The organism is Ruegeria sp. AF2, from assembly GCF_056542025.1.
In genome coordinates this window covers 1356070-1381439 of sequence record NZ_JBQFZC010000001.1, presented here as the reverse complement: position 1 = coordinate 1381439, position 25370 = coordinate 1356070, and the positions used below count along the sequence as shown (strand labels likewise).

The following is a 25370-nucleotide window of genomic DNA, read 5'->3' as shown; positions in this document are numbered from 1 at the left end:
GCAAGATAGCTGTAATGACATAAGCACTCATTGGCATGTGTCTGGGGCTTTGGCCGATAGCTTCACTTTAATCTCTAAGTCTGGTGGCGATAACACCACTTATCCTCGCAGGGGTTGGCAGCTTCTAGACTTGGCGCTAGCTTCACAATCAAGCATCCCGATAGGGGGCGCAACTAAGGGAGATACCACTATGAAAAAGATGTTGAGCGGTGCGGCTTTTGCCGCCCTGAGTGTGGCGTTTGTCACCGAAGCAGCCGCGACCGAATGGAATGCCTCGGTCTGGGGTAAGCGCCGCGCATTTACCGAGCATGTTGAGAAACTGGCTGAACTGGTGAACGAAAAAACCGGCGGCGATTTCACCATCAATGTTAGCTATGGTGGATTGTCGAAGCCCAAGGAAAACCTGGATGGTATCGAGATTGGCGCGTTCGAGATGGCGCAGTTCTGTGCGGGCTATCACCGCGATAAGAACCGCGCGATCACCGTTTTGGAACTGCCCTTCCTTGGCGTAAACACATTGGATGAAGAGGTGGCCGTCAGCCACGCAGTCTATGATCATCCAGCAGTCAAGGACGAGATGGCGCAGTGGAACGCGCGCATCATCATGACTTCACCGATGCCTCAATATAACCTTGTCGGCACCGGTGACCCTCGTGATGAGCTTGCCGAGTTCGACGGTATGCGCGTACGCGCCACTGGCGGTTTGGGGCAAGCATTTGAGGCGGTTGGTGGCGTACCTACGTCCGTGCCCGCGACCGAAGCCTATAATGCGATGGAATCTGGCGTGGTCGATACCGTGGCCTTCGCTCAGCATGCGCATTTGTCATTCGGGACGATCAACGAAGCTGACTGGTGGACGGCCAATCTGAATCCTGGAACGGTAAACTGTCCGGTGGTGGTGAATATCGACGCTTATGAAGCGCTGCCTGCCGAACATCGCGAAGCGCTGGACAGCTCGATTAATGAGGCTATCGATCACTATCTGGCCAACTACGGTGGACTGCTTGAAAAGTGGGATGGCGTGCTGGCAGAGAAAGGCGTTGAAAAGGTCGAGATTGACGATGCCGTGCTTGAGGAGTTTCGCGCCAAAGCCGCTGATCCTATTCGCGCGAAGTGGATCGAAGACATGACCGCCCAGGGTCTGCCTGCGCAGGATCTTTATGATCTTGTGCAATCGACACTGCAACAGCAGCGCGGCGGTAACTGATCGCCACAGCCGGGTGTCATTAGGCACCCGGCATCTCCTTCAATCAAAGGAATGCTGAGATGGCAGGACATGCCACGGTGCTTGAGGATGGCAGTCTTCTAAGCCGGTTGGATCACCGTTTGTTACGTCTAGAGCGTTTTATGGCGCTGATCAGCGGATTCGCGGTTTTCGGGCTGATGGTGCTGGCTGTTGTGTCAGTCAGCGGCCGAAACGCATTAAACGCGCCTTTGCCCGGATATGTTGACTGGATTGAACAGGCGATGCCCCTGATCGCGTTTCTGGGTATTTCGTTTGTGCAGCGCGATGGCGGGCATATCCGAATGGATATCGTTATCTCGCGCTTGAAAGGGCGGGCGCTGTGGTTGTTCGAGCTGATCTCGGTTCTGTTGATTCTGCTGCTGATGCTGGCGCTGGTTTGGGGAAGTTGGTCACACTTTGACCGGTCCTTTGACTTCGGCGCTCCGATGTGGAGTCGCGACAGCTCGATTGATATCGGGATTCCTATTTGGCCAGCCAAGCTGCTGGCGCCCGTTGCTTTTTCGGTGCTGTGCGCCCGGCTAATCTTGCAGGTCTGGGGCTATGGACGCGCCTTCATGCTGGGGCTCGAGGCACCGGTGGCCGTACCGCTGATACAGGATGCCGCCGCACAGGCTGCAGCCGAGGCCGAACAATTCGAAGGACGTAACTGACCCATGGACACGATTGATATCGGCCTTTGGGTCACTGCCGGACTGTTGGTTCTTGTCGTCACTGGCATGCGGGTGGCATTTGCTGCAGGTCTGGCAGGGTTGGTTGGCCTTGTTTGGATATTCTGGGCGAAGTTTGGGTATGATCCCGAGCGGTTTGGTAAGGCACTGACGGTGGCCGTCAAAACGGCTGGCCAGGTGCCACATTCCAAGGTGGCGTCTCATACGCTGAGCCTGATCCCAACATTCATCCTGATCGGCTATCTAGCCTACTACGCTGGCCTGACCCGCGCCTTGTTTGAGGCGGCAAAACGCTGGGTGGCATGGGTGCCTGGCGGGTTGGCCGTTTCAACGATTTTTGCGACCGCCGGTTTCGCCGCCGTATCAGGTGCATCGGTCGCCACATCAGCCGTCTTTGCGCGCATCGCCATCCCTGAAATGCTGGCCGTCGGGTATAATAAACGTTTCGCCGCCGGTGTGGTTGCCGCTGGCGGGACCTTGGCCTCGCTAATCCCCCCATCTGCGATCCTTGTGATTTACGCCATCATTGTCGAGCAGGATGTGGGAAAACTGCTGCTCGCAGGCTTCATCCCCGGCGCGTTTTCGGCGGTGATCTATGGCTTGCTGATCGTCGGTATCGCCGTGATCTTCAAGTCCGTCGGACCACCGGTCACCGGGTTTACTTGGAAACAACGATTTGCTGCTCTTCCGGGCGCACTGCCCATTGTGGCGGTGATCCTCATCATAATCTGCTTTGTCTATAACCCCTTCGGCGACAAGGCTTGGGGCACCCCGACCGAGGGCGGGGCCATCGGGGCCTTCATCGTGTTCTGCTTTGCCCTGATCCACGGCATGCGCTGGCCTGAATTCAAATCGGCTTTGCTTGAAACCGCCAAACTGACCGCCATGATCTTCGCAATCATCTGGGGTGTTCTGATCTATGTGCGGTTTCTAGGATTTGCTGATTTGCCGGGGGCGTTTTCCGACTGGATCACTTCGCTCGAAATGTCACCTATGTTGATCCTGATCTGCATACTGCTGGCCTATGCAGTGCTGGGCATGTTCATGGATGCGATCGGTATGCTGCTTTTGACACTTCCGGTCGTGTATCCCGCCGTTATGGCCCTGAACGGAGGCGAGGCCGTCAGCGCAGCAGACAGCGCCTTTGGTATGTCCGGGCCGATGTGTGCGATCTGGTTTGGAATCTTGGTGGTCAAAATGGCCGAGTTTTGCCTGATCACACCTCCTATTGGTCTAAACTGTTTTGTTGTCGCAGGCGTGAGGCCTGATCTTAGTGTTCAGGATGTCTTCAAAGGGGTAACGCCGTTCTTCATTGCCGATGCTCTGACCATCGCACTGCTGGTGGCCTTTCCAGGGATTGTTCTATACCTGCCATCGCTTGCGGGATAGGAAAAAGCCCCGGCCAAAGGCCGGGGCACAGTTTTAGAAGTGCGGGTTCTTTATCCTGCCCGCATCAACATCCCGAACAGATCCCGCGGGTCGTCTGGGTCTGCGAGCATGTCCAATGGCTCATAGAAATCAGTGCCTTCAATCGCGCTTTTGATGTAACGTAGTGCCGAGAAGTCCTCGATCGCGAAGCCGACACTGTCGAACAACGTGATCTGTCGATCATCGGTGCGCCCTGTGGCTTGTCCGGTCATAACTTCCCACATCTCGGTGACAGGGTGATCATTCTCCAGAGCTTGAATTTCACCTTCGATCCGCGTTTGCTCGGGGTATTCTACAAAGATATTCGAGCGCAGAAGGATATCGCGGTGCAGTTCGGTTTTGCCGGGGCAATCACCGCCAATCGCGTTGATGTGCACACCGGGGCCGACCATGTTGTCGGTCAGGATGGTGGCGTATTTCTTGTCAGCGGTGCAGGTCGTTATGATCTGAGCGCCTTCGATTGCGTCCTCCGGCGTTTTGCAGGGCACGACCGTCAGCCCTTTGCCCTGCAGATTGGCTGCACATTTCGCCGTCGCGTTCGGGTCTGTGTCGTAGAGCCGGACCGTATCGATTCCGCACATGGCTTTGAAGGCGAGGCACTGGAACTCGGATTGCGCGCCGTTTCCAATCATCGCCATCGTCGTCGCGGATTTGGGCGCGAGATATTTGCCGACCAGCGCAGAGGTTGCCGCTGTCCGCAAAGCAGTCAACATCGTCATTTCGGTCAACAATGTCGGGTAACCGGTATAGACATCAGCCAGCAGGCCAAACGCGGTCACGGTCTGCAGGCCCTCAGACGTGTTCTTGGGATGCCCATTGACGTATTTGAACCCGTACGCCTCACCATCCGAGGTTGGCATCAGTTCGATCACCCCATGTGGTGAGTGGGCCGGGATGCGGGGCGTTTTGTCAAAGCTCTCCCAGCGTTTAAAATCGGATTCGATCTGCGCGGCAATCTGCGTGATCATCTGTTCGACCCCGATGTGATGGACCAGACGCATCATGTTGTCGACGGATACAAATGGCACGAGGGCCTTATCAGAAGGTTGCATCAAAGACTCCTATCGGCGGGAAAGATGGATACCAGCGATCATACAACGTACGGATCCACCGGCTGTTTCTATTGTGGGAACCGAGAGCGGCAGCGGAGTTGCACTGGCTTCGATGATCGCGACTTGAGCAGGTGTAAGAGCCTGTAGCGCTCGGCTGGACAACGCCAAGACAAGACCATCATTGCCACTAAGCTCAATCGCGTTTCCTGCAAAATCTGCAATCTGCTCATGGGACAGATCGATGACAGTACGGCCAGATTCCTCAAGCCGTGCCCGAACTGTTGCCCGACGTTCTGGGTTGGAAATCATGTCCAAACAGATAAGGGCGTAGTGCGTGCCGATCCCCATCAGGACATTGGTGTGATAGACATCACGGCCTTCAGCGTCCTTTGCATCAAAGGCAATCGGCTCATAGTTGAAATGCGTACAGAAACGCTCCAACAACACCGGATCGGCGCGGTTGGATCGAACAGTGTAGGCAATACGGCCCACGTGATCCAGAACCATTGCGCCAGTGCCCTCAAGCGCGAGGTCGTCCTGTTCGAGGCCGGAATAGTCGATGACGTCTTGCACTCGATATTCCCGCTTCAGTAACTCAATTACATCTGAGCGTCTTTCGCGTCTGCGCGATGGAACGAACATCGGATAAACAGCGACATGACCGCCTGGATGGGTCGAAAACCAGTTGTTTGGGAACACGCTGTCGGGTGTGTCACGTTCGCCTTCGTCGTCAAACACATGAACGGTCACACCAGCAGCGCGAAGCTGTTCTACTGCTTTGTCATGCTCATCCCGCGCGGCAGCAGACGTCGCTGCAGCAGATCGATTTGCCAGTGTTTGAAATGCATTGTCGTCGCGGGTTTCAGGATTCGACGCAAATGCGTGCGGGCGCACCATCACGACAGCTGAAGGAGATTGAAGAGAAATCATCAGAAGCTCCGGGTTGGGCGATCGAAGATGCGACGACCCATCAGCGAGGCTGCAAGATCGACCATCAGTTTTGCGGTTCGGCCGCGCTCATCCAGGAACGGGTTCAGCTCGACGAGGTCCAGCGAACAAACGAGACCGCTTTCATGCAACAATTCCATGACCAGATGCGCCTCGCGCTCGGTTGCGCCACCTGGGACAGTGGTTCCAACCGCAGGCGCAATCGAGGGATCAAGGAAGTCCACATCCAGCGAGACATGCAGGATGCCGTTTGCTGCGCGTACTTTGTCAAGGAAGGCCAGTAGGGGTGTCTTGATCCCGTGCTCGTCGATGCTGCGCATATCGGCGAGCATCGCGTGATCTTTTTCCAATGCCGCACGTTCGGCGGGATCGACCGAGCGCAGACCGATCATACCGACGCGATCCGTTGGGATCGGCGATATCAGCGGTGGAAAGGCGTCAAAGCCTGACTGGCCAGTGAAATAAGCGACCGGCGTTCCATGCAAATTGCCGCTGGCCGTGCTGCTGGGCGTATGAAAATCGCTATGTGCATCCAGCCAGAGCACGAAAAGAGGGCGCCCGATACGGTCTGCATGTGCCGCCATTCCTGCCACCGTGCCCATCGACAGGGCGTGATCACCGCCCATGAAAATAGGAAGGCCTTCAAGCGCGGCCTCTTGTGCCGTGCGGCTTAGCGCCTGTGTCCAGCCCACGCATTCCGGTAAAGAGAACAGATGGGTGTCTTCCGAAATGTCGACGGCATCTGGTCGCGTGTCACCGATGTCCGACACAGAATGCCCGAGATCTGACAGCGCTTGGGCGAGACCCGCGACCCGATAGGCATCTGGACCCATCCGACAGCCTTGGCGGTGTTTGCCGGCATCCATAGGCGCTCCGGCGAGAATGATGTTCATTTTGCTCATAAGTCTATCTATCGATACGATATGAGTTGAGAAAAGAGATCAAATTGGTCAAAGTGAATTGGCTAATTCCGATTTGGTAATCACGCATGGACGAACTGGACAATCGCTTATTGAACGCACTGCACAGGGACGCTCGGGCATCGTTGTCGGAACTGGCTGAACTGCTCGGGGTGACCCGAACAACCGTGCGCAGCCGACTAAAGCGGCTTCAGCAGTCTGGCGAAATCGTCGGCTTTACCGTTGTGACACGGCAGGGCGTATCGGAAAGCCCTGTTCGTGGATTGATGATGCTTGAGATCGCAGGCCGCGGGACCGAGCGGATCAGATCGCGAATCGCTGCGATGCGTCAGGTTCGGGCGGTGCACTCAACCAATGGAAGTTGGGATCTGATCGCAGAGATCGGAACCGATACACTGGATGAGCTTGATGAAGTCCTGTTCCAGATCCGTCGGATGGAGGGCGTTACACGATCTGAGACCAATCTGTTGCTCTCGACACGCAAGGGACGCTCGTGACGCGTTGGCCTAGGCCCTTTGCCGGATGGAAAATTCGTGCAAAGCTTTGAATTGACACTGATCTGAGGATCGCGGGGCAGGGGCGAACGGAATGACGACACAGCCGACAACGGAAGAGACACGCGCCGTACGTCTGGCCGAGTATGTGACAGGGCTGTTGGAAAAGCCGCTGGTCAAGATTGCGGTTCCGTTGCTGATTACAGGAATCGCGCTTGCGGTTCTGCATGACCTCTCTGCGCATGTGAAATGGTCAGATATCCAAAGCGATATCGCAGCGAAACCATGGAAATTCATGTTTTTTGCGATGTGCTGGACGGCTTTCAGTTTTCTGTCGCTTTCGTTCTACGATGTGCTTGCCGTGCAGAGCGTCGCCGATGGAAAAGTGCCTCTGCCCGTTGCGGGGATGGCCGGTGCAAGCGGCTATGCGGTATCGAACTGCCTGGGATTCTCCTATATCACCGGCACCGCGATCCGATACCGTATCTATGCGTCGCTGGGGCTTGATCTTGGCCGCGTGGCCGGGGTGATCGCGACTTCTTGGGTGGCGTTCTGGATGGGACTGATCCTGCTTTTGGGCCTGTTGCTTACAATACACCCGGATGGCATTTCCAAGGTCCTGCCGATCAGTGAAACGACGGAGACTGTGATCGGTCTGAGCATGTTGGCGGGGCTTGCGGTCTTGTTTGTCTGGCTTTCAAGCGGAGGGCGGCGATTGGCCTATGGTGGGTTTGGGTTCAACCTGCCGGGCGGCAAGCTGGCAAGTCTGCTGACAATCGCGGCGGTAGGCGATCTGTTCGGCGCTTCAATGGCGCTGTATGTGCTCATGCCGGACGATCTGGGGGTTGGCTACCCGTATTTCTTCGCGGTCTATATAGGCGCAATAGCGGTGGGTATCCTTAGCCATGCACCGGGAGGAATCGGTGTGTTCGAAGCCACTCTGATCGCTGGTCTAGGGGCGTCGGGCCGGTCTGATGTGATCGCTGCGCTTCTGCTCTACCGACTGGTCTATACGTTCCTTCCGTTTGCCATCGCCAGCCTGTCGATTGCGGTCGCGTCGGTTCTGACACAGCGCCATCGCATCGGGGGCGCGGTCACTTGGGTCTATCGCGCAATTCGCCCCATTGTCCCGATGGTGGCTGCCGGCGTCGCGGCTGTGGCAGGAGTTATCCTGTTGGTTTCAGGGGCTTTGCCTTCCAGTACGCAGAAACTTGGCGTACTGCGAGAGGTTTTGCCTTTGTCATTTGTCGAGGCATCTCATCTTGCAGGCAGCGCCGTGGGTGTCCTACTGCTACTTGTCTCACGTGGTCTATTCCGCAAGCTCTATCGGGCGTGGGTTGTTGCCATGCTTTTGATGGTGGCAGGTTTCTTCGCCTCGCTCGCCAAAGGGCTTGATACGCATGAAGCCCTTTCATTGCTGTTCACGATTGGCCTTTTGGCGATGTTTCGGGGAGCGTTTTACCGGGTAAGCGGTGCATCTATCTTTCGGTTAAATATCCCTTGGCTGGTCAGCGTCGTCGCGTTGCTGGCGGTGATTTTCTGGATTGGATTGTTCGCTTATTCCCATGTCGAATATCAAAACGCGCTGTGGTGGGACTTTGCCTGGAGTGGAGATGCCTCGCGATTCCTGCGGTCCAGCCTCGTGGTGGCCGTGATCGTTGGCATCGTGGCGGTGAACTCGCTGTTCGGCCGTGAAATCCCCGCGCCGGTTAGGACTGAAATCCCCGAAGTTGTCGAACGTCTCGTGATGGAGAGCGAAGACACCGAATCTCAGATTTCACTGACGGGTGATAAGCAATTCCTGATCTCGCCTGACGAAACCGCATTCCTTGCCTATGCCGATACTGGCAATGCGCTGATCACCAAAGGAGAGCCTGTGGGTGATGAGCAAGCGGGGCAGCAACTGATCTGGCAATTGCGAGAAATGGCCGATCGCGAAGGCAAGCTTTGTGCGTTTTACAGTGTATCGACCAAATATCTGCCGACATTCCTGGACCTCGGCCTATCGATCCTGAAGATCGGAGAAGTGGCCCGCGTACCGCTGCAGAATTTCTCGCTGGACGGAAAATCGCGCAAACGGTTCCGGCAGGCGAAGAACAGGGCCGAGCGTGAGGGGTACAAGTTCGAAATTATCCCCAAAGAACATCTTGCACCGGTGTTGCCCGAACTTCGTCAGATCTCGGACGATTGGTTGGCGCAAAAGGCAGGTGAGGAAAAGGGTTTTGCCTTGGGCGGCTTTGATGATGCCTACCTGTCTTATTTCGACCATGCGGTTCTGCGGGATGAGACGGGCAAGATCATGGCCTTCGCCAACCTGTTTCAAGGCGGAAACAAATCCGAACTGTCTCTGGATTTGATGCGTTATGAACCGGACAGCCCCAGCTTTGTCATGGATGCGCTGTTTGCTGAGATGATGGTCTGGGGGTCCGAGCAGGGATTCCACTGGTTCTCACTGGGCGCAGCGCCATTTTCAGGGATCGAAAACCGGCAGTTGGCCTCGCTTTGGAATCGGATCGGTGGGTTCGTTTATGAACATGGCGAACAATTCTACCACTTCGAAGGCCTGCGCGCCTTCAAGCAAAAATTCGATCCGGAATGGAGCCCCAACTATCTAGCCAGCCCCGGCGGGTTGGCCGCGCCACGTATCCTCTACGAAGTTAACATCCTGATCTCGGGTGGCCTGCGCGGGTTGACGAAATAGGCCTTAGTTCAAGCTGGCGCGTGTTGGCGTTTTCTCCAACAGATCACCCCAATCGGTGCGATAGGCCATCTCGGCCAGCACCGTCTCGGGTAGGAATTCCTGATTCTGCCGAATCTGCCAACCACCACCCAGACCTTTGTAGATCGCGACCAGATTCGAAGAGACCTCCTGCCGGGCCTCGATCAGGTTCGCCTGCGATCTTAATAGCGCGGTCTGCGTGTTCAGGATACGCGAATAGCTGGCGATGCCGTCTCGGTACTGATCGACCGCGATTTCAGCCGCCTTGCGCGAAGCTTCGACGCTGCGCTGATAAAAGGTGACCTGTTTGCGCGCCTGTGCGTAAGCAACCATCGCGCTTTCGACCTCGGAATACGCGGTCAGAACAGTATTCTGATAGTTGGCGATCAACGCTTGATAGGCGGCATCCTGCGCGCGGACATTGTTCTTGATGCGGCCATAATTCAGGACGTTCCAGACAACGCCTGCGCTAGCCAATCCTGTGGCGCTGTTGGTGCTGAACAGATCGCGCCCACCCGAGGCCTGCAAACCGATCGCGCCCGACAGGATGAATTGTGGATAGAGATCAGCCAACGCGATCCCCACCTGCGCCGATTGGGTGGCTGCCGCCAATTCGGCGGCGCGGACGTCAGGCCGCCGCCGTAGCAATTCGGCGGGCACACCAACGGCCACGTTGCTGCGCCCTGTTGGAATTCGGCCTGAATTGCCCATCAAGCCAGTCATCTGAGACGGCGTTTTTCCTAACAGAACCGCCAGTGCGTTCTTGGCTTGTTGGATATCGCTTTCCAACTCGGGCACGAGTGCCTTGGTGTTGTTGAGCAGGGCAGTCGATTCCTGCACATCCAACTCGGTTGTAACGCCGTTGTTAAAGCGCAGCTGAGTGAGGTCTGCCGATGCCTGCTGAATCGTGATGTTTTCCCGCGCGATGCGCAGAGCCTCTTGCAACGAACGGATGTTGATATAAAGCGCCGCTACGTCCCCGGTCAGCGTGACCAGTGCGTCGTCATAATTAGCAACCTGCAGTGCCAGATTCGATCGCGCGGCCTGTACGCCGCGACGTTGCTGGCCCCATACGTCCAGTTCCCATTGCGCATCAAACCCAACTTGCGAAGTCGAGAATTCGGTGTCCAAGGGAATAATCCGCCGGATGTCCGAAATCGGCCCAAGATTGTCGCTGATCTGTCGGCGTTGGAGCGAACCGCCCACGGCCTGCGATTGCGGGTAGAGCTCTCCGAATGCGATACCAAGCTGCGCGCGGGCCTGAAGTACGCGGGCACCTGCGACCTGTAAGGTCAGGTTCTGCGCATAGGCTTCGGCGATCAGCTTGTTCAGCGTCGGATCATTAAACGTTTCCCACCAGCGCACAACCGGAGCGCTGCGTGAGGTCAGGCCGCTCTGGCCCGCGCTGGGGTTGTTGACCTCCATCCATTGCTTCACGACCGGAGAGTTGGGGCGCACAAAATCAGGCCCCACTGGCGTACAGGCGGTGAGGGTAGCGGCGCAAAGGGCAGTGCCTAACAACCGGCGGAGTGTCATCGTACGCATCCTCAGATATCCAGTGGCCGGATGAAGTTGGCGAAGGAATAGAGGCGAATGTTGATGCGCCTCAGAAATTCAAAGCTTTTTCCCATGCCGGTGTAAATCGCCACCGCAGCGTGGCCACCTGCAGGAAAAGTATGCCCCTCAGGCACATCGACCGAGATCTGAACAGCGATCCGACCGGGCAGTTTTGGCAATTCAAAGCCGGGCAGGCGGCCTGAGGGCAAGTATTGGCCCTGACGTGTGGCCCACCAGACCGCCTCAACCTTGCCGGTCAGAATTTCTCCGGGATAGAGGTCCAGAGCAACTTCGACCGGTTGGCCGACCTCGACAAATTTCAGGTTCTGCTGGCGGAAGGTGGCTAGAATATAGGGGTCTTCTTCGGTGACAAAGCTGGCAATGGCACCCAGACGAATTTCCCCCACAACCATCCCCGGGCGGGCCTGTTGCGAAACGATCATGCCATTTTCGGGGGCATAGATCGTTGTGTTGTCGAGAAAATACTCGGCCTCGGCCAGCTGCGCCTCAGCCTCAATAATGCCGGTATTCACGCCGTCGATCTGCGAATCCAGCGCAAGGTTGGCCTTCTCAAGATTGGCCTGAGCTTCCTTAATCTTCGCCTGATCTTCCGCGACCTGTTCGTTCCAGCGGTCTAGTTCATCCTGACGGGCACCTCCGGCGGGAACGAGATTCTCGTATCGCGCTTGCTCGGTCAGCGCATAGGCCAACTGCGCGTTTGCGCGTTCGACCGCTTCACCAGCGGCGATGACATCCTGTTCAAGGATCTTCGCGTTTTGCTGCGCCGCCACCAGCTGTGCATTCGCCTTGTCCACGGCCAGCGAAAACACCGTGTCGTCGAACTTATACAGCGGATCGCCCTTAGTGACCCAGGTGTTGGGCTCGACCAAAACCTCGGACAGGATTGTGGGCTGTGTCAGGCGCGGGACGATCTGGATGGTGGAGCGCACGACGTGGCTGTCGACGGAAAAGGGTTGAAAGAAGCGCAGCGCGACCAAAAAGATCAGCAGCAGATGAGCGCCGACCCAGAATGAGACGATCCCCCACATGATGTTGAATTTCAGCCATTGCACCTTGAAGAAGATGAACCAGACAAAAATAATGTAGAAAAGCGTGATGCCTAGGGCGACGAACATGAGTGCTGAATTCCTTTGGCCTTAGGCTTGCTTTGTTTCGTCGGTATCAAGTGGGTCCTGGTATTCCGGTTTGACGGTGCCTCCCAGACGCTTGATTTCATCCCTTATGGCCTTGCGTTCTTCATCAGGGCCGCGGCGCATGTCGACGGTGACGCCGTCGTGAAACGCCCAGATAAAGGCGTGCACCCAAGGGACAATCGCCAAAAAACCCATCCATCCCATGATCTTGACCGCTTCGGCATGGGGGTGATTGCGTTTGATCGCGATACGTCCGGGCAGACCCATTATGAATAGAAACAACGCCATCACCGCTGCCAGCAGCAAGATAAGTGCCACAAATGTCAGATAGTCATAGTAGCCCAGCGGCTGCCCCAAAAGTCCCATGCTCGCGCCTCCTGTTGTTGGAAACTGTTCCATCCTCGGGCGCTGTTGTCCAGCTAATCAATCACTTTCTGGCTGATCGGAAGGATGCATCAGCATTCAATAATTTTGGTGTTCCAGTCTATGCACTTCTGATGGAGGTCGCCGGGCAGCGGTAGATCAGTATAAACCATATCAACATCGGATAATGAGGCGATGCGTGCGGGCGCGGTGCGCTGAAACTTTGAAGCATCCGCTACTAGGCTGATCTGCCGGGCTTGTTCAATGATAGTTTGACTGACCAGTACTTCTTGGAGATCGAAATCCATTAGATCCCCATCCGCATCCAATGCGGAACAGCCGATAATCGCGTGATCGAATTTGAACTGGCGGATGGTCGAGACCGCAAGATTCCCGACCAACCCACTATCTGATCTGCGCAGCACACCGCCTGCAACGACGATCTGGCAATCGGGGTTATCGGCCAGGATATTGGCAACGTTCATATTGTTGGTCACGACCATTAGGTTTTTGTGTTTCAGCAATTGGCGGGCAACGGCCTCGGTCGAGGTGCCTATGTTCATAAAGATCGAGCTGCCCTCGGGGATGTCGGCCGCGCAGCGTTCAGCGATGCGTGTCTTGGCTTCATGGTTCAGGGCGCGCCGGTCTTCGTATCCAATATTAGACACGCCAGAACGCAGAACGGCACCCCCGTGAACCCGATCCAACTTACCAGCTTCTGACAGTTCAGTCAGGTCACGGCGAATGGTTTGAACCGTCACCTGAAAGCGCTCGGCCAGTCCTTCGACAGTAACGCGGCCCTCTTGCTCGGCGACTAATAGAATGTCCGATTGGCGAAATGAGAGTGACATGGGCGGTCCTGAGCTCCGGTGTTTTCGTTTTTGTTCTAATTTTGCGGTTAAGCAAGGGAATTCGTTAGTTGCACTTATTAATACTCGTTGTTTCAGCTAAAAACGAACATTATCGAAAAATAAAGTTGACGATACGAACCATCATACTGCTAATGCGCTTGAAACTGCCACGTTGGGGAATCAATTGGATATGTCATCGGACAGCAGCCAAGTTACCGATCTTTTTGTGATCGGCGGGGGTATAAATGGGTGCGGTATCGCACGTGATGCGGCAGGTCGGGGCCTATCGGTCACCTTGGCTGAAATGAACGATCTGGCCTCGGCGACGTCGTCAGCCTCGACCAAACTGTTTCATGGCGGGCTACGGTACCTGGAATTTTTTGAATTTCGTTTGGTGCGTGAAGCGCTGGTCGAACGCGAGACCTTACTGCGCGCTATGCCCCATATCAGTTGGCCCATGCGTTTCGTGCTGCCCTATCACGCCGATATGCGTTTTGACTCTGAAACGCCGACCTCACGGTTGCTCAGTACGGTGATGCCATGGATGCGCGGGCGTCGTCCTGCCTGGCTAATACGGCTTGGCCTATTTTTGTATGACAATCTGGGCGGTCGCAAAATCCTGCCGGGTACACGTTCGCTGAACCTGCGCGCAGCACCCGAGGGGGCTCCGCTGCAAGACAAATTTGAAACCGCCTATGAATACTCGGACTGCTGGGTCGAGGATTCGCGGCTGGTGGTCCTGAACGCCCGCGATGCCGAGGCACGTGGTGCCAAGATCATGGTCAGGACCGAGGTTCTTTCGGCTGAGCGGATCGATGAACTGTGGCAGGTTACGATTCGGGATCGGGATAGCGGCAAGACCGAAACCGTCCTTGCGAAGATGTTGATCAATGCGGGCGGACCTTGGGTAGGTGACATCATCCAGACCAAGATCCGGGTCAATTCCCGAGAAGGCGTCCGTCTGGTGCGTGGCAGCCATATCGTGACACCCAAGCTGTTTGACCATGACAAGTGCTATTTCTTTCAGGGCGAAGACGGGCGCATCATCTTTGCGATCCCGTACGAGCAGGATTTCACCTTGATCGGAACCACGGATCAGGATCATTCCGACCCCTCCGAGCCTCCGGTCTGTACCGAGGCCGAGCAGGAGTATCTGTGCGCTTTCGCATCGAAATACTTCGCGAAGCCCGTTACCCGTGAAGATATCGTCTGGACCTATTCCGGCGTCCGTCCGCTATATGACGACGGCGCAAGCAGTGCCACAGCGGCCACGCGCGACTATACGCTGAAAGTGGACGCTGAGGGCGGGGCTCCGGTGTTGAATGTCTTTGGTGGAAAAATCACCACCTACAGACGCCTTGCAGAAAGCGCGTTGGAGAAAGTGGGCGAGCATTTCCCCGATCTTGCCGGACCATGGACCGCAGGCGTGCCGTTGCCAGGTGGGGATTTCCCGGTCGACGGCGTGCAGGGTTTGATCCGGAAACTGATGGTCGAATACCCGTTCCTGACCGATTTTTGGGCCCATCGATTGATCCGGGCCTATGGCACAGAAACCTGGGACCTTCTGGGCCCAGCAAAAGACCAGAGCGATCTGGGTGACGATTTCGGCGCGACATTGACCGAGGCCGAACTGGTTTGGCTGATGGACAAGGAATACGCGCGCACCGCGCAGGATGTTGTGTGGCGGCGCAATAAGCTGGGTCTAAGGCTCAGCCCCGAACAGATCAGCCGGATAGACGACTGGATGGCCAAACGGTTAACTGACTAGCGTGCGGATCAGTCGATCCAAGCAAAAAAGATACGCCCCGCAGATGTGCGGGGCGTTTTGCGATTTCAATGCCGGTCTTATGCGGCTTCTTCTGACGGTTCCGGATCGTTCTTGCTGCCTTTGACCCATTCGCGCAGGCTCTGCATCACAGCGTAAAGGACCGGTACCAGAATGACCCCGAACAGAGTGGCTGCCAGCATACCGCCGAACACGGCAACGCCGATGGCCTTCTGGCTGGCAGCTCCGGCCCCGTTCGCGGCCAGCAGGGGAACCACGCCCAAAAGGAAGGACAGGGCGGTCATCATCACAGCGCGGAAACGCTGATAGGCAGCCTCGGCCGCGGCCTCTTTGATTGACAACCCCTTGGCCCTTTGCTCCATCGCGAATTCGACGATCAGGATCCCGTTCTTTGACGCAAGCCCGACCAACATAATCATCCCGATCTGCGTGTAGAGGTTGATGTCGCTGCCAACGATTGCCACCGCTGCGACGGCACCGAACAAGGCCACGGTCACCGACATCAGGATCGAAACGGGCATTGTCCAACTTTCATATTGGCCGACAAGGAACAGGTACCCAAACAGGATCGCCAACCCAAGGATCACAACGACCAGACCGCCCGAGGCCAACTGCTGCTGCGCCGTTCCGGTCCATTCATAGGCATAGCCGGGGGGTAGGGCGGTCGCCGATTCCTCGGTCATGACATTGATGGCGTCCCCGGTGGATAGCCCCGGTGCCGGAACCGCCGTCACGGTGGCCGAGCGGAACAGGTTATGCCGCTTCAGCAGGACCGGACCCAGCACGTTTTCAACATCGATCAGCGTGCCTAGCGGTACCATCTCACCCTTGTTGGAGCGCACATAAAGCTCTGAGATATCTTCGACCTTATTCCGGTACGAGCCTTCGGCCTGGATCATCACGCGGTAGACACGACCAAACAGGTTGAAGTCATTCACGTAATACGAGCCAAGCTGCGCCTGCATGGTCTGGAAAATTTCGGCCACCGAGACTTGCAGTGTTTTGGCCTTTTCCCGATCCAGATCGACAAACAATTGCGGCACGTTCGCGCGGAAGGTGGTGTAGGCCTGCGCGATCTCAGGCCGCTGGTTTGCGGCGTAGACATAAGACCCAACGGCCGAGGCCAGATCCTGCGGCGAGCCGCCACCGGTCTGCTGCACCTCCATCTCTACCCCTGCGGACATACCAAGGCCCTGAATGGGCGGCGGGTTGAACGCAACAATCGACGCCGCAGATTCACCATTAGCAATCGCCAGAACCTGGCCCAGAATCGCATCCGCGCTGAGCTCGGGCTCCTGCCGCTCTTCCCAGTTGGTCAGGTTGACGAAGATGGCCGCGCCATTGGTGGTGGTCCCGTTCAAAAGCGAGAAGCCGTTGACCAGAACGGTGCTGGCCACACCCGGGATCTGCTGAATCTGTTCATCGATCCGCGCAGAAACCGCTTCGGTCCGTTCAAGCGTCGCAGCGTCGGGAAGCTGGATATCAACGAACAGATATCCATTGTCTTCCAGCGGAATAAACCCTTTGGACGTGTTGCCCATGATGGTCCCGGTGCCCGCCGCGAAGGCCGCAATGATCCCAAGCGAAATGACTGGCAGGATCAGTAGCTTCCGCACAATGGCGACATAGCCGCTGCGCATGCCGCCGATAAATCCCTCGAACACGGCCAGAAGCCCCTTGGGCGGCCCTGAACGCGCCCGCAGCACCAATCCGCACAGGGCCGGTGACAGTGTCAGAGCGTTGATCGACGAGATCACAACAGCGGTCGAGATCGTGACGGCAAACTGCGAATACAATCGCCCGGATATGCCGGGCATGAACGTCACCGGCACGAACACGGCCAGCAGCACCAGCGTGGTTGCGATGACGGGGCCGGTGATCTGGCCCATGGCCTTGCGGGTCGCCTCGGCAGGGGGCAGACCTTCATCGGCGATTATACGTTCGACGTTTTCCACCACGACGATGGCGTCATCTACAACGATCCCGATGGCTAGCACCAATGCGAACAGCGAGATCGTGTTCAGCGACATGCCAAAGGCCAGCAAGAATGCAAATGTCCCGATCAATGAGACTGGAATTGCCACCGCAGGAATGATCGTCGCCCGCCAACTGCCAAGGAAGATGAACACAACTGTGATCACCAATATGAATGTCAGGATGAGGGTCGAGACCACGTCATTGAGCGACTGTTCCACGAAATCCGTCGTATTGAATGGAACATCGTATTCGACATCTGTGGGAAAGGACCGTGACAGGCGCTCAAGTTCGGCCTCAACACGTTCGGACACCGCAAGGGCGTTTGCGCCGGGGGCCTGATAGATGCCGATAACGGTCGCAGGAACGCTTTCGAAATAGCCCGAGGCGGAATAGAACTGCGCCCCTAACTCGACGCGCGCAATGTCTTTGACGCGCACAATCGCACCGGCTTCGCCTGTACGGATTACAATATCTCCGAATTCATCGGCCGAGGTCAGGCGGCCTTTGGTCTTGATCGTGTACTGAAAGGTTTGTCCTTCAGGCACAGGAGGCGATCCGATTGAGCCCGCAGAGACCTCAATATTCTGTTCGCGGATGGCATTGATCACATCACCCGGAGTGATTGACAGCGCGGCCATCTTGTCCGGATCCATCCAGATCCGCATGGCGTATTCCAGATTGGTCAGAACATCCGCTTTACCCACGCCCTGAACCCGCGCCAGAGCGTCTTTCAGGTTGATTGAGGCATAGTTCGAAAGAAACACACTATCATAGGTGCCATTCGGTGATGTCAGCGTGACCAGCAACAGCATGTTGGTCGAGGCTTTTTGCGTGACAACACCGGATGAAGTCACTTCGGACGGCAGCGATGCCATCGCCTGTGCCACACGGTTCTGCACGTTGACCGAGGCGATATCGGGATCGGTGCCCACCTCAAACGTGACGTTCAACGAGTACGAGCCGTTATCCGATGAGGTCGACGTCATATAGATCATGTCGTCCACACCGTTGACCTGCGCCTCGATCGGGGCGGCGACGGTGTTTTCCACGGTTTCGGCATTTGCACCTGTATAGGTGGCCGTTACGCTGACCACCGGAGGCGTGATATCGGGAAACTGCGCAACCGGCAGAACCAGATAACCGATCCCGCCCAAAATGGTCAGGACCAGCGAAATGACAAGCGCCAGCTTGGGCCGGCTGATAAACAGGGCTGAGAACATCAGTTATTCTCCGGCTGCTCGGACGCAACGACTGCATCAACGGCGACGCCGGGGCGCACGCGTTGCAGGCCTTCGACGATGACGCTTTCGCCTTCGCGCAGGCCATCTGTGACGATAATCGCCGAATCCACGGTATCTCCGGTTGTGATGTAGCGCTGTTCCACCATCTGCTTGTCATTGACGACCAGAACGAATTCGCCGCGCTGATCACGCTGCAGCGCTGCTTGAGGGATCAATACCTGCAGCGTCGGCTCAAGCGCTTCGATCTGAACGTTCACGAAGGCACCATCAACGAGCAGACGCTTGGCATTGTCGAATTGAGCCGTGATCGTAATGGCGCCGGTCAGCGGGTCAATGCGGTTGTCGACAAAAATGATTTCGCCGGTTTCATCCAGCTCAGTACCGTTCGGCAGAGTCACATGAACATTCGGGCTTTGGCTGCTTTCAGCTAGCGTGGCCGGGTCTTCACCAAATTGTTCAAGAACCGACGTGAACTGCTTTTCATTCAACGAAAAATTCACATAGATGGGGGCTTCGCTGACCAGGGTGACAAGCGGCGGATTGTTGGGGCCCACAACATCACCGACACTGGTTTCCACGCGGCCGATGCGGCCCGAAAACGGGGCGTGGATCTGTGTGTAGCTCAGATCAAGCTCGGCCTGTTGGATCGCTGCATTGGCGGCTTTGACCTCGGCCTCGGCGACCAGTTCATTGGCTCGGGCAATGTCACGTTCTGATTCCGGTGTAGCGTCGCGCTTGTACAGCTCTTCCTTGCGGGCGAGATCGACTTTGGCCAGTTCAAGGTTTGCCTGCGCCCGATCCAGATCGGCTTTACGTGCCTCAAGCGTGGCTTCGTAAAGATCCGGTTCGATCGTGAACAGCAGGTCATCCTCATTCACCGGAGAGCCATCGTCGACGTTCTGGCTGTCCAGGAAACCACTGACGCGCGCGATAATATCGACCTTGTCGATTGCCTCGGCCCGTCCAATGAAGGTGGCCTGATCGGTGATCTCTTCGGTATAAGCTGCGGCGATCGACACCTTGGGCGCAGGGGCATCGCCCTGATCCTGCGCGACCGCTATCTGAGGCAGGCTGGAACATGCAAACAAAGCGGCAGAAACGCCGAGTGCCCTGAAATAGCCGCGTGGGCGGAGTGCTGGCTTCTTAAATGCAAGGGACATGTTGGCGCCTCGTTCAAAGTAAAGATTGCACAACCGGGCAACAGAAACCCCCGGATGAGTCGATTGATTTTATAGGCAGGATGGCGGGTTTGACGCAGTTTCTCAAGCGTGTTGAGGTAGTGCGTTGGCAAGAATCGACCCGAAATTTCTTTCCAATCTGCAGACTTAGCCTGCATCCGCAGGCGTTTATCTGCCCGATGACAATTGGGGCGGGCGAATTTTCTCTGCCAAAAACCAGCAGCGGAGAGGCTTCAGGGCTCCGCTGCGGCATTCATAAATCGAATTTTGTTGTTATTCACGCGTTCCCGCAAACCGATTCTGCCAGTCTTCGCGCTGTTCGTCCGTGATTTTGGCAAACAGCACGTCGGGAACCGAAAATTCATGGCCAGCGGGCAGGGCGCGCAGCGCGGCATCGATATCTTCGGGCCAGCTGGTATAGAGTGTGTTCATCGCACTAAGCATTTTTGCAGACGCATCGGGAATGAACGGCGCGCTCAGAACTGCATAGAGGCGGATCAGGTTCAGCCCCAGCCGCACCTGCGCCGCAGCCTGCGCAGGATCTTCCTTAAAGGTAGACCATGGTGCGGCAGCCTGCAGATACTCGTTGCCAGCGACCCAGATCGCTCGCAGCTCTTGCGCGGATTTGCGCACTTCCATCGCTTCCATGTGGCCTTCGTAGGCACGTACTCGTCTAGTAAGCTCAGCAATCAGGGTCTGTTCACGTTCGCCATACGCACCACCTTCGGGCACTGCTTCACCGAATTTCGAGCGGCAGAACTTAGTGATCCGGCTGACAAAGTTACCCAGAACATCCGCAAGATCTTTGTTCACCGACTGCTGGAAGTTCTCCCATGTGAACTCGCTGTCGCTGCTTTCTGGCGCATGGCTCAACAGCCACCAGCGCCAGTAGTCAGCGGGCAGAATAGCCAACGCCTGATCCATGAACACTCCACGGCCCTGCGAGGTCGAGAATTGGCCGCCATCATAGTTCAGGTAGTTAAACGATTTCAGGTGATCGACCATCTTCCAGGGCTCGCCCGAACCCAGAATGGTGGCCGGGAATGATAGGGTGTGGAAGGGCACATTGTCCTTGCCCATGAACTGAACGTAACGCACGTCGTCTGCGCCTTTGTCGGTGCGCCACCAACGCTCCCAATCGGCATCAGACTTACCATTGGCGTCGGCCCATTCCTTGGCGCAGGCAATGTATTCAATGGGGGCATCGAACCAGACATAGAAGACTTTGCCTTCCATGCCGGGCCAATCTTGATCACCTTTCTTGACTGGTACACCCCAATCCAGATCGCGGGTAATGCCGCGATCCTGCAGGCCGTCGCCATCATGCAACCATTTCTTGGCGATCGAGGTTGTCAGGATCGGCCAGTCTGTCTTGCTGTCGATCCACGCGTCCAACTGATCTTTCATTGCGGATTGACGCAAATACAGATGCTTGGTCTCACGCACCTCAAGATCGGTCGAGCCGCTGATCGCGCTGCGAGGCTCAATCAGGTCGGTCGGGTCCAGTTGTTTGGTGCAGTTCTCGCACTGGTCGCCACGTGCGCGATCATAGCCGCAATTGGGGCAGGTGCCTTCAATATAGCGGTCGGGCAGAAAACGGCCATCGGCGTTGGAATAAACCTGCTTTTCGCTGACTTCCCGGATCAGCCCGGCCTCATCCAGTTTGCCCGCGAAATGCTGGGTCAGCTTGCGGTTTTGTTCACTGGACGAGCGGCCAAAGTGATCAAAGCTCAGGCCAAAGCGCTTGGCGATATCGGCTTGCACCGCGTACATGTCGGCGCAGTATTCCTCCACCGGCTTACCTGCTTTGGCGGCGGCCAATTCGGCCGGAGTACCGTGCTCATCGGTTGCGCACAGGAACATGACCTCGTTCCCCCGGCCACGCTGATAACGCGCGTACAAATCGGCTGGCAATTGCGAGCCGATCAGGTTGCCGAGGTGTTTGATCCCGTTGATGTAAGGGATCGCCGAGGTGATGAGAATCCGGGCCATAATGCGCTTCCACATATCTGTCTGCGCGCCCGTCTACCTTATGTGGCCCGCAATCAAAAGCCCGCATTCATACACGCTTGAATTTAACGGGTATTACTACGCGACTTCGTGCATTCCCGGGAGTTTGTGTCGCGTTCGTCAGCGATTTCGCCCCGTGTGTACCAATGGTGTATGATGATCAGGAGAACCCAGCTTAGGGGGAATTTCATTATGCAGAGTTTATGGATGGGCTGCTGTGCCGCCGTTGCAGCTATTGTATTTACCGCCAGCGCCATCGCCGACCAGAGCGCCACAGATGATCCGGTGCATGCTTTTGACCACGCTATGCTCTCGATCTTTCACCGTGGCCAGGATGCGCTGACGGCTGAAACCCGGCCCGTCATGATTATCGCACGCGATGTCACGGTCATGACCGAAGACGGAGAGGCGAGCTATCCAAGGGATGCGCCAACCTATCAGCATCTGAAGTCCACGTCGCATGTTGTGTTGGGATTGATTGGGGCGGTGACTCCATGGCCTGATGAAAATATCGATGATGAGCGCTGGAAGGCGGAGTTTGCAATTATCATCAATGAGATAGATGTATTTCTTGCGACATTGGGCGAACTGGGCATGACCGAGGGCGACTTGGCGAGCCAGCGCAAAATGCTCGAAACAGCCCGGGCATTTGCTCAAGGTGCACTCGACAAGGATCAGATCACACGTGAAGCGGTTTCGCAGGTGATCAACGACATGCGGCCCATCTGGGCAGAGAATATGGAGAAATCTGCACGTGCGGAGTTGAACGCACTTCATTCCGCCGTGTCCGACGCACGCGCAGCCATGAGCGAAGAGGAGTGGACCAAGATGTATGTCGTGCATCACGGCGGCTCAAGCGTCAAAGACGTCAATGTCGTGCTACTGTACCTACAGCGCGTGATGCCGGAAAAGGTTGCTGCCGGGCAGGTTCTGTTCGCTGAGAACGCACACGGGAACGACGCGTTGGCCGGATATGCCGGATACGTTCGAATGCAGAGGCATGTTGGTGCATGGGTGTTCGGGGACCCTGAACGGATGCGGGTTGACCTGCTGGGATATGAGGCGGGATCGATCCTGGATGAAATGATCCCGGCACCACCGCCAAAGCCCACCGATTAGAGAATTACTCCAGCAGGTGTGAACAGGTGATACGTTTCGCACGGGCGAAAGAAATTGAGCTTAATGTCATGGTTGCAGATTGTACCTGACATTTGGATGTAAATAACCTCAGGTTGAAACACAGAATCACAACCTCTTGAAATTGTAGCAATGACTTCCCATTTAAAATGTATACAAAAGTATACAATAACGAGGGCAATCTGCTGATGTTTGACTTTTTACTAGAGGGCGCATTTGTGCCCTTTACCTTGGCGCTTGCGCTTCTGTTCGGTCTTCTGGGCCTTGAACTGATCGCATTGGTTTTCGGGGGAAGTCTTCTGGCAGGCGAGGGCGAGGTTGATCTGGACATGGTCGACGCGCCCGATCTGGACGTCGTCGACTTTGATCTGGATATCGACGCCGACATCGATCTGAGTGACTTGGAACTGGCCGAAATTGAAACCGATGTGCCTGCGGCTACGCCCGTCGGCCCGTTTGGCTGGTTGGGCATTGGCAAGATGCCATTCATGATCTGGCTCGTTGTGCTGCTGGCTGGTTTCGGCCTGAGTGGCATAGGCCTGCAACTGGCGCTGCGTGATCTGCTGGGCTTTGACTTACCTGCATGGTTGGCCGCGATTCCGGCCGGAGTATTCGGCCTATGGTTCGCACGTGGCTTTGGTGGTGTCTTCGCTCGCCTCCTGCCCAAAACCGAAACCGAAGCGATGTCGGAACGGATGCTGGCCCGCCGCCGTGGCGTGATCACTCAGGGTATCGCATCGCGAGGCCGTCCAGCCGAAGTCCGCGTCATGGATCGCTTTGGCAACACGCACTACCTTCGCGCAGAGCCGTTGCAGGACAAAGATGCGCTGGAGCAGGGAACAGAAGTCCTTGTTCTGCGTGATCGACAGCGCGACCGGTTCGTTCTGGTTCGCATGTCAGTTTAACCAAAAAATCTTAACCCCAATCCGGAGGATATTGCATGGAACTATCATTCCTGGCCGTTACAGTTGTGACTATTTTAGCCGTACTCTTGTTCATAGGCCTTGTACTTGGCCGCCTTTATCGACGCGCCACGCGCGAGATCAGCCTGGTGAAAACCGGCGCGGGCGGCAAAAAGGTCATTATGGATGGCGGCGTCATCATCGTACCGTTGCTGCACGAAGTCAGCCCGGTCAACATGAAGACTCTGCGCCTTGAGGTGCAGCGCAGCGGTGAGGCCGCGCTCATCACCAAAGACCGGATGCGTGTCGACGTGGGTGTCGAATTCTACGTCTCGGTGATGGCGACTGAAGAGGGCATCGCACGCGCCGCGCAAACGCTGGGTGATCGCACCTTTGACGTCGAGCAACTGCGTGAGATGATCGAAGGCAAGCTGATCGACGGTCTGCGTGCCGTGGCCGCTCAGATGACCATGGATGGTCTTCATGAAAACCGCGCCGACTTTGTGCAAGAGGTGCAGAATGCGGTGTCCGAAGACTTGCTGAAGAACGGTTTGTCGCTGGAATCCGTCTCGCTGACTGCGCTCGACCAGACGCCGTTTGAAGCGCTGGACGAGAACAACGCCTTTAACGCCGTGGGTATGCGCAAGCTGGCCGAGGTGATTGCCATATCCAAGAAAGAACGCGCGCAGATCGACGCCGAGGCCGAGGTTGAGGTGCGTCGTGCGGCGATGGAAGCGGAGCGTCAGAAGTTGCTGATCGAACAGGACGAACAGCAGGCGCGCATCGAGCAGGCGCAGAAGGTGGAAACTCTTCGTGTGGCGCAAGAGGCGGAGATCGCTGCGCGAACTGAAGACTCGGTACGCGAAACCGAACGCGCCCGGATTGCCCGTGAAGAGGCCATTCGTTCCGCCGAGATTGAGCGCGAGCGCAAGATCCGCGATGCCGAGATCGCCAAAGAGCGTGAGATCGAAGTCGCGGAACAGGAACGCCAGATCATCATCGCGCAGAAATCCGAAGAGGAAAGCCGCGCGCGCGCATCCGCCGATCTGGCTCGAGCCGAGGCGACCAAAGCAACCGAAGCCGTGGCTACGGCGCGCGAAGTGGCCGAGGCCGAGCGCCAGAAGCAGATTGTTCTGATTGAAGCCACCCGTGAGGCCGAACGTCAGGCCACCGCGATCCGTTTGTCAGCGCAGGCCGAGAAAGAGGCCGCCGCAGATCGCGCCGAAGCCCGCCGCGAGGAAGCGCAGGCCGAAGCAGACGCGTTGAACATTCGCGCCGAGGCCAAGAAGAACGACATGCTGGCCGAGGCGGAAGGTAAGCGTGCGATCGTAGAGGCCGACAATGCCCTGTCACCTGAGCAGATCCGGATGAAGGTCGACTTGACCCGCATTGAAACCATGCCCTCGATCATCTCGGAAATGGTCAAACCGGCCGAAAAAATCGACTCGATCAAAATCCATCAGGTTGGTGGGATCGGAGCTGCCAATGGTGGTGGTGTTTCAAGCGGTGAAAAGCCGGTTGTCAATCAGGCGTTGGATTCGATCATGGGAATGGCCGTGCAGATGCCAGCGCTCAAGAAACTGGGCGAAGAGCTTGGCTTGTCCATGGAGAACGGCGTCGGGGGCGTGGTGAACGGTGCGCTTGAGAGCACCGTGGATCCAGATGAGGTGGTCGACGTGGTCGAGGGCCATGGGCCAGCGGTCCAGCAGTAATACAGAAGGGCCGGGATTTCCCGGCCC

Annotated in this window: 19 protein-coding genes; 9 read left to right on the top strand and 10 right to left on the bottom strand. The window is 56.6% G+C overall.

The window, feature by feature from the left end; genetic code table 11:
- The first annotated feature begins 190 nt into the window (after window positions 1–190).
- Genes ACR0NM_RS06805 through ACR0NM_RS06795 form a run of 3 tightly spaced genes read left to right on the top strand, consistent with a single transcriptional unit; the run spans window position 191 to window position 3303 of the window.
- Entirely contained in the window at window positions 191–1207 is a 1017-nt protein-coding gene (locus tag ACR0NM_RS06805) for a C4-dicarboxylate TRAP transporter substrate-binding protein (protein WP_170393346.1), read from the top strand.
- A 59-nt stretch (window positions 1208–1266) separates the two neighbouring features.
- Window positions 1267–1896, top strand: coding sequence for a TRAP transporter small permease subunit (locus ACR0NM_RS06800; protein WP_170393345.1), 630 nt, complete (start codon window positions 1267–1269; stop codon window positions 1894–1896).
- 3 nt (window positions 1897–1899) lie between these two features.
- Window positions 1900–3303: a TRAP transporter large permease gene (locus ACR0NM_RS06795; protein ID WP_170393344.1), complete on the top strand. Its 1404-nt coding sequence runs from the start codon at window positions 1900–1902 to the stop codon at window positions 3301–3303.
- A gap of 50 nt (window positions 3304–3353) precedes the next feature.
- On the opposite strand, the gene ACR0NM_RS06790 is transcribed toward ACR0NM_RS06795, so the two are convergent.
- From ACR0NM_RS06790 to rocF, 3 genes are read right to left on the bottom strand one after another with little or no spacing between them, the layout of a single operon-like run.
- Window positions 3354–4397 (bottom strand): ornithine cyclodeaminase, encoded by a 1044-nt coding sequence (locus ACR0NM_RS06790; RefSeq protein WP_170393343.1) that lies wholly within the window; start codon window positions 4395–4397, stop codon window positions 3354–3356.
- A gap of 6 nt (window positions 4398–4403) precedes the next feature.
- A complete protein-coding gene (gene ctlX, locus ACR0NM_RS06785; protein WP_170393342.1) occupies window positions 4404–5324 on the bottom strand; it encodes a citrulline utilization hydrolase CtlX in 921 nt (306 codons plus the stop codon).
- A complete protein-coding gene (rocF, locus tag ACR0NM_RS06780; protein ID WP_170510828.1) occupies window positions 5324–6244 on the bottom strand; it encodes an arginase in 921 nt (306 codons plus the stop codon). The genes ctlX and rocF overlap by 1 nt, the downstream gene beginning before the upstream one ends.
- 86 nt (window positions 6245–6330) lie before the next feature.
- Here rocF and ACR0NM_RS06775 point away from each other — a divergent pair, with 86 nt between their 5' ends.
- Complete coding sequence (locus tag ACR0NM_RS06775; RefSeq protein WP_170393340.1) at window positions 6331–6759, top strand: Lrp/AsnC family transcriptional regulator; 429 nt, start codon at window positions 6331–6333, stop codon at window positions 6757–6759.
- A gap of 91 nt (window positions 6760–6850) precedes the next feature.
- Window positions 6851–9457, top strand: coding sequence for a bifunctional lysylphosphatidylglycerol flippase/synthetase MprF (mprF, locus tag ACR0NM_RS06770; RefSeq protein WP_480613732.1), 2607 nt, complete (start codon window positions 6851–6853; stop codon window positions 9455–9457).
- 3 nt (window positions 9458–9460) lie between these two features.
- Here mprF and ACR0NM_RS06765 read toward each other — a convergent pair whose 3' ends face one another.
- The 4 genes from ACR0NM_RS06765 to ACR0NM_RS06750 form a co-directional block, all read right to left on the bottom strand.
- Window positions 9461–11011 carry an efflux transporter outer membrane subunit gene (locus tag ACR0NM_RS06765; RefSeq protein WP_480613730.1) on the bottom strand — a complete coding sequence of 517 codons (1551 nt, stop codon included), beginning with the start codon at window positions 11009–11011 and terminating at the stop codon, window positions 9461–9463.
- Window positions 11012–11022: 11 nt separating this feature from the next.
- Window positions 11023–12168, bottom strand: coding sequence for an HlyD family secretion protein (locus ACR0NM_RS06760; RefSeq protein WP_170393337.1), 1146 nt, complete (start codon window positions 12166–12168; stop codon window positions 11023–11025).
- Between the two features lie 21 nt (window positions 12169–12189).
- A complete protein-coding gene (locus ACR0NM_RS06755; protein ID WP_170393336.1) occupies window positions 12190–12552 on the bottom strand; it encodes a DUF3302 domain-containing protein in 363 nt (120 codons plus the stop codon).
- An 89-nt stretch (window positions 12553–12641) separates the two neighbouring features.
- Entirely contained in the window at window positions 12642–13400 is a 759-nt protein-coding gene (locus ACR0NM_RS06750) for a DeoR/GlpR family DNA-binding transcription regulator (protein ID WP_170421208.1), read from the bottom strand.
- Window positions 13401–13590: 190 nt separating this feature from the next.
- Here ACR0NM_RS06750 and glpD point away from each other — a divergent pair, with 190 nt between their 5' ends.
- The gene (glpD, locus tag ACR0NM_RS06745) at window positions 13591–15168 is read left to right on the top strand and encodes a glycerol-3-phosphate dehydrogenase (protein WP_480613935.1); all 1578 of its coding nucleotides are present in this window, start codon (window positions 13591–13593) and stop codon (window positions 15166–15168) included.
- Window positions 15169–15245: 77 nt separating this feature from the next.
- Here the strand turns inward: glpD and ACR0NM_RS06740 are convergent, their stop codons facing one another.
- The 3 genes from ACR0NM_RS06740 to metG form a co-directional block, all read right to left on the bottom strand.
- Entirely contained in the window at window positions 15246–18383 is a 3138-nt protein-coding gene (locus tag ACR0NM_RS06740) for an efflux RND transporter permease subunit (RefSeq protein ID WP_480613728.1), read from the bottom strand.
- On the bottom strand, window positions 18383–19564 hold the full coding sequence (locus tag ACR0NM_RS06735) for an efflux RND transporter periplasmic adaptor subunit (RefSeq protein ID WP_170393332.1): 1182 nt from the start codon (window positions 19562–19564) through the stop codon (window positions 18383–18385). Before ACR0NM_RS06735 ends, ACR0NM_RS06740 begins: the two co-directional genes overlap by 1 nt.
- Before the next feature lie 291 nt (window positions 19565–19855).
- Window positions 19856–21574, bottom strand: a complete 1719-nt coding sequence (gene metG, locus ACR0NM_RS06730) for a methionine--tRNA ligase (protein WP_480613726.1) — start codon at window positions 21572–21574, stop codon at window positions 19856–19858.
- Between the two features lie 210 nt (window positions 21575–21784).
- Here metG and ACR0NM_RS06725 point away from each other — a divergent pair, with 210 nt between their 5' ends.
- The 3 genes from ACR0NM_RS06725 to ACR0NM_RS06715 all read left to right on the top strand — a co-directional run bounded on the left by ACR0NM_RS06725 (window position 21785) and on the right by ACR0NM_RS06715 (window position 25343).
- Window positions 21785–22711 carry a hypothetical protein gene (locus ACR0NM_RS06725; protein WP_480613724.1) on the top strand — a complete coding sequence of 309 codons (927 nt, stop codon included), beginning with the start codon at window positions 21785–21787 and terminating at the stop codon, window positions 22709–22711.
- 206 nt (window positions 22712–22917) lie between these two features.
- Window positions 22918–23634 carry an OB-fold-containig protein gene (locus tag ACR0NM_RS06720; protein WP_170662288.1) on the top strand — a complete coding sequence of 239 codons (717 nt, stop codon included), beginning with the start codon at window positions 22918–22920 and terminating at the stop codon, window positions 23632–23634.
- 35 nt (window positions 23635–23669) lie between these two features.
- Window positions 23670–25343, top strand: coding sequence for a flotillin domain-containing protein (locus tag ACR0NM_RS06715; RefSeq protein ID WP_170595861.1), 1674 nt, complete (start codon window positions 23670–23672; stop codon window positions 25341–25343).
- Window positions 25344–25370 lie beyond the last annotated feature (27 nt).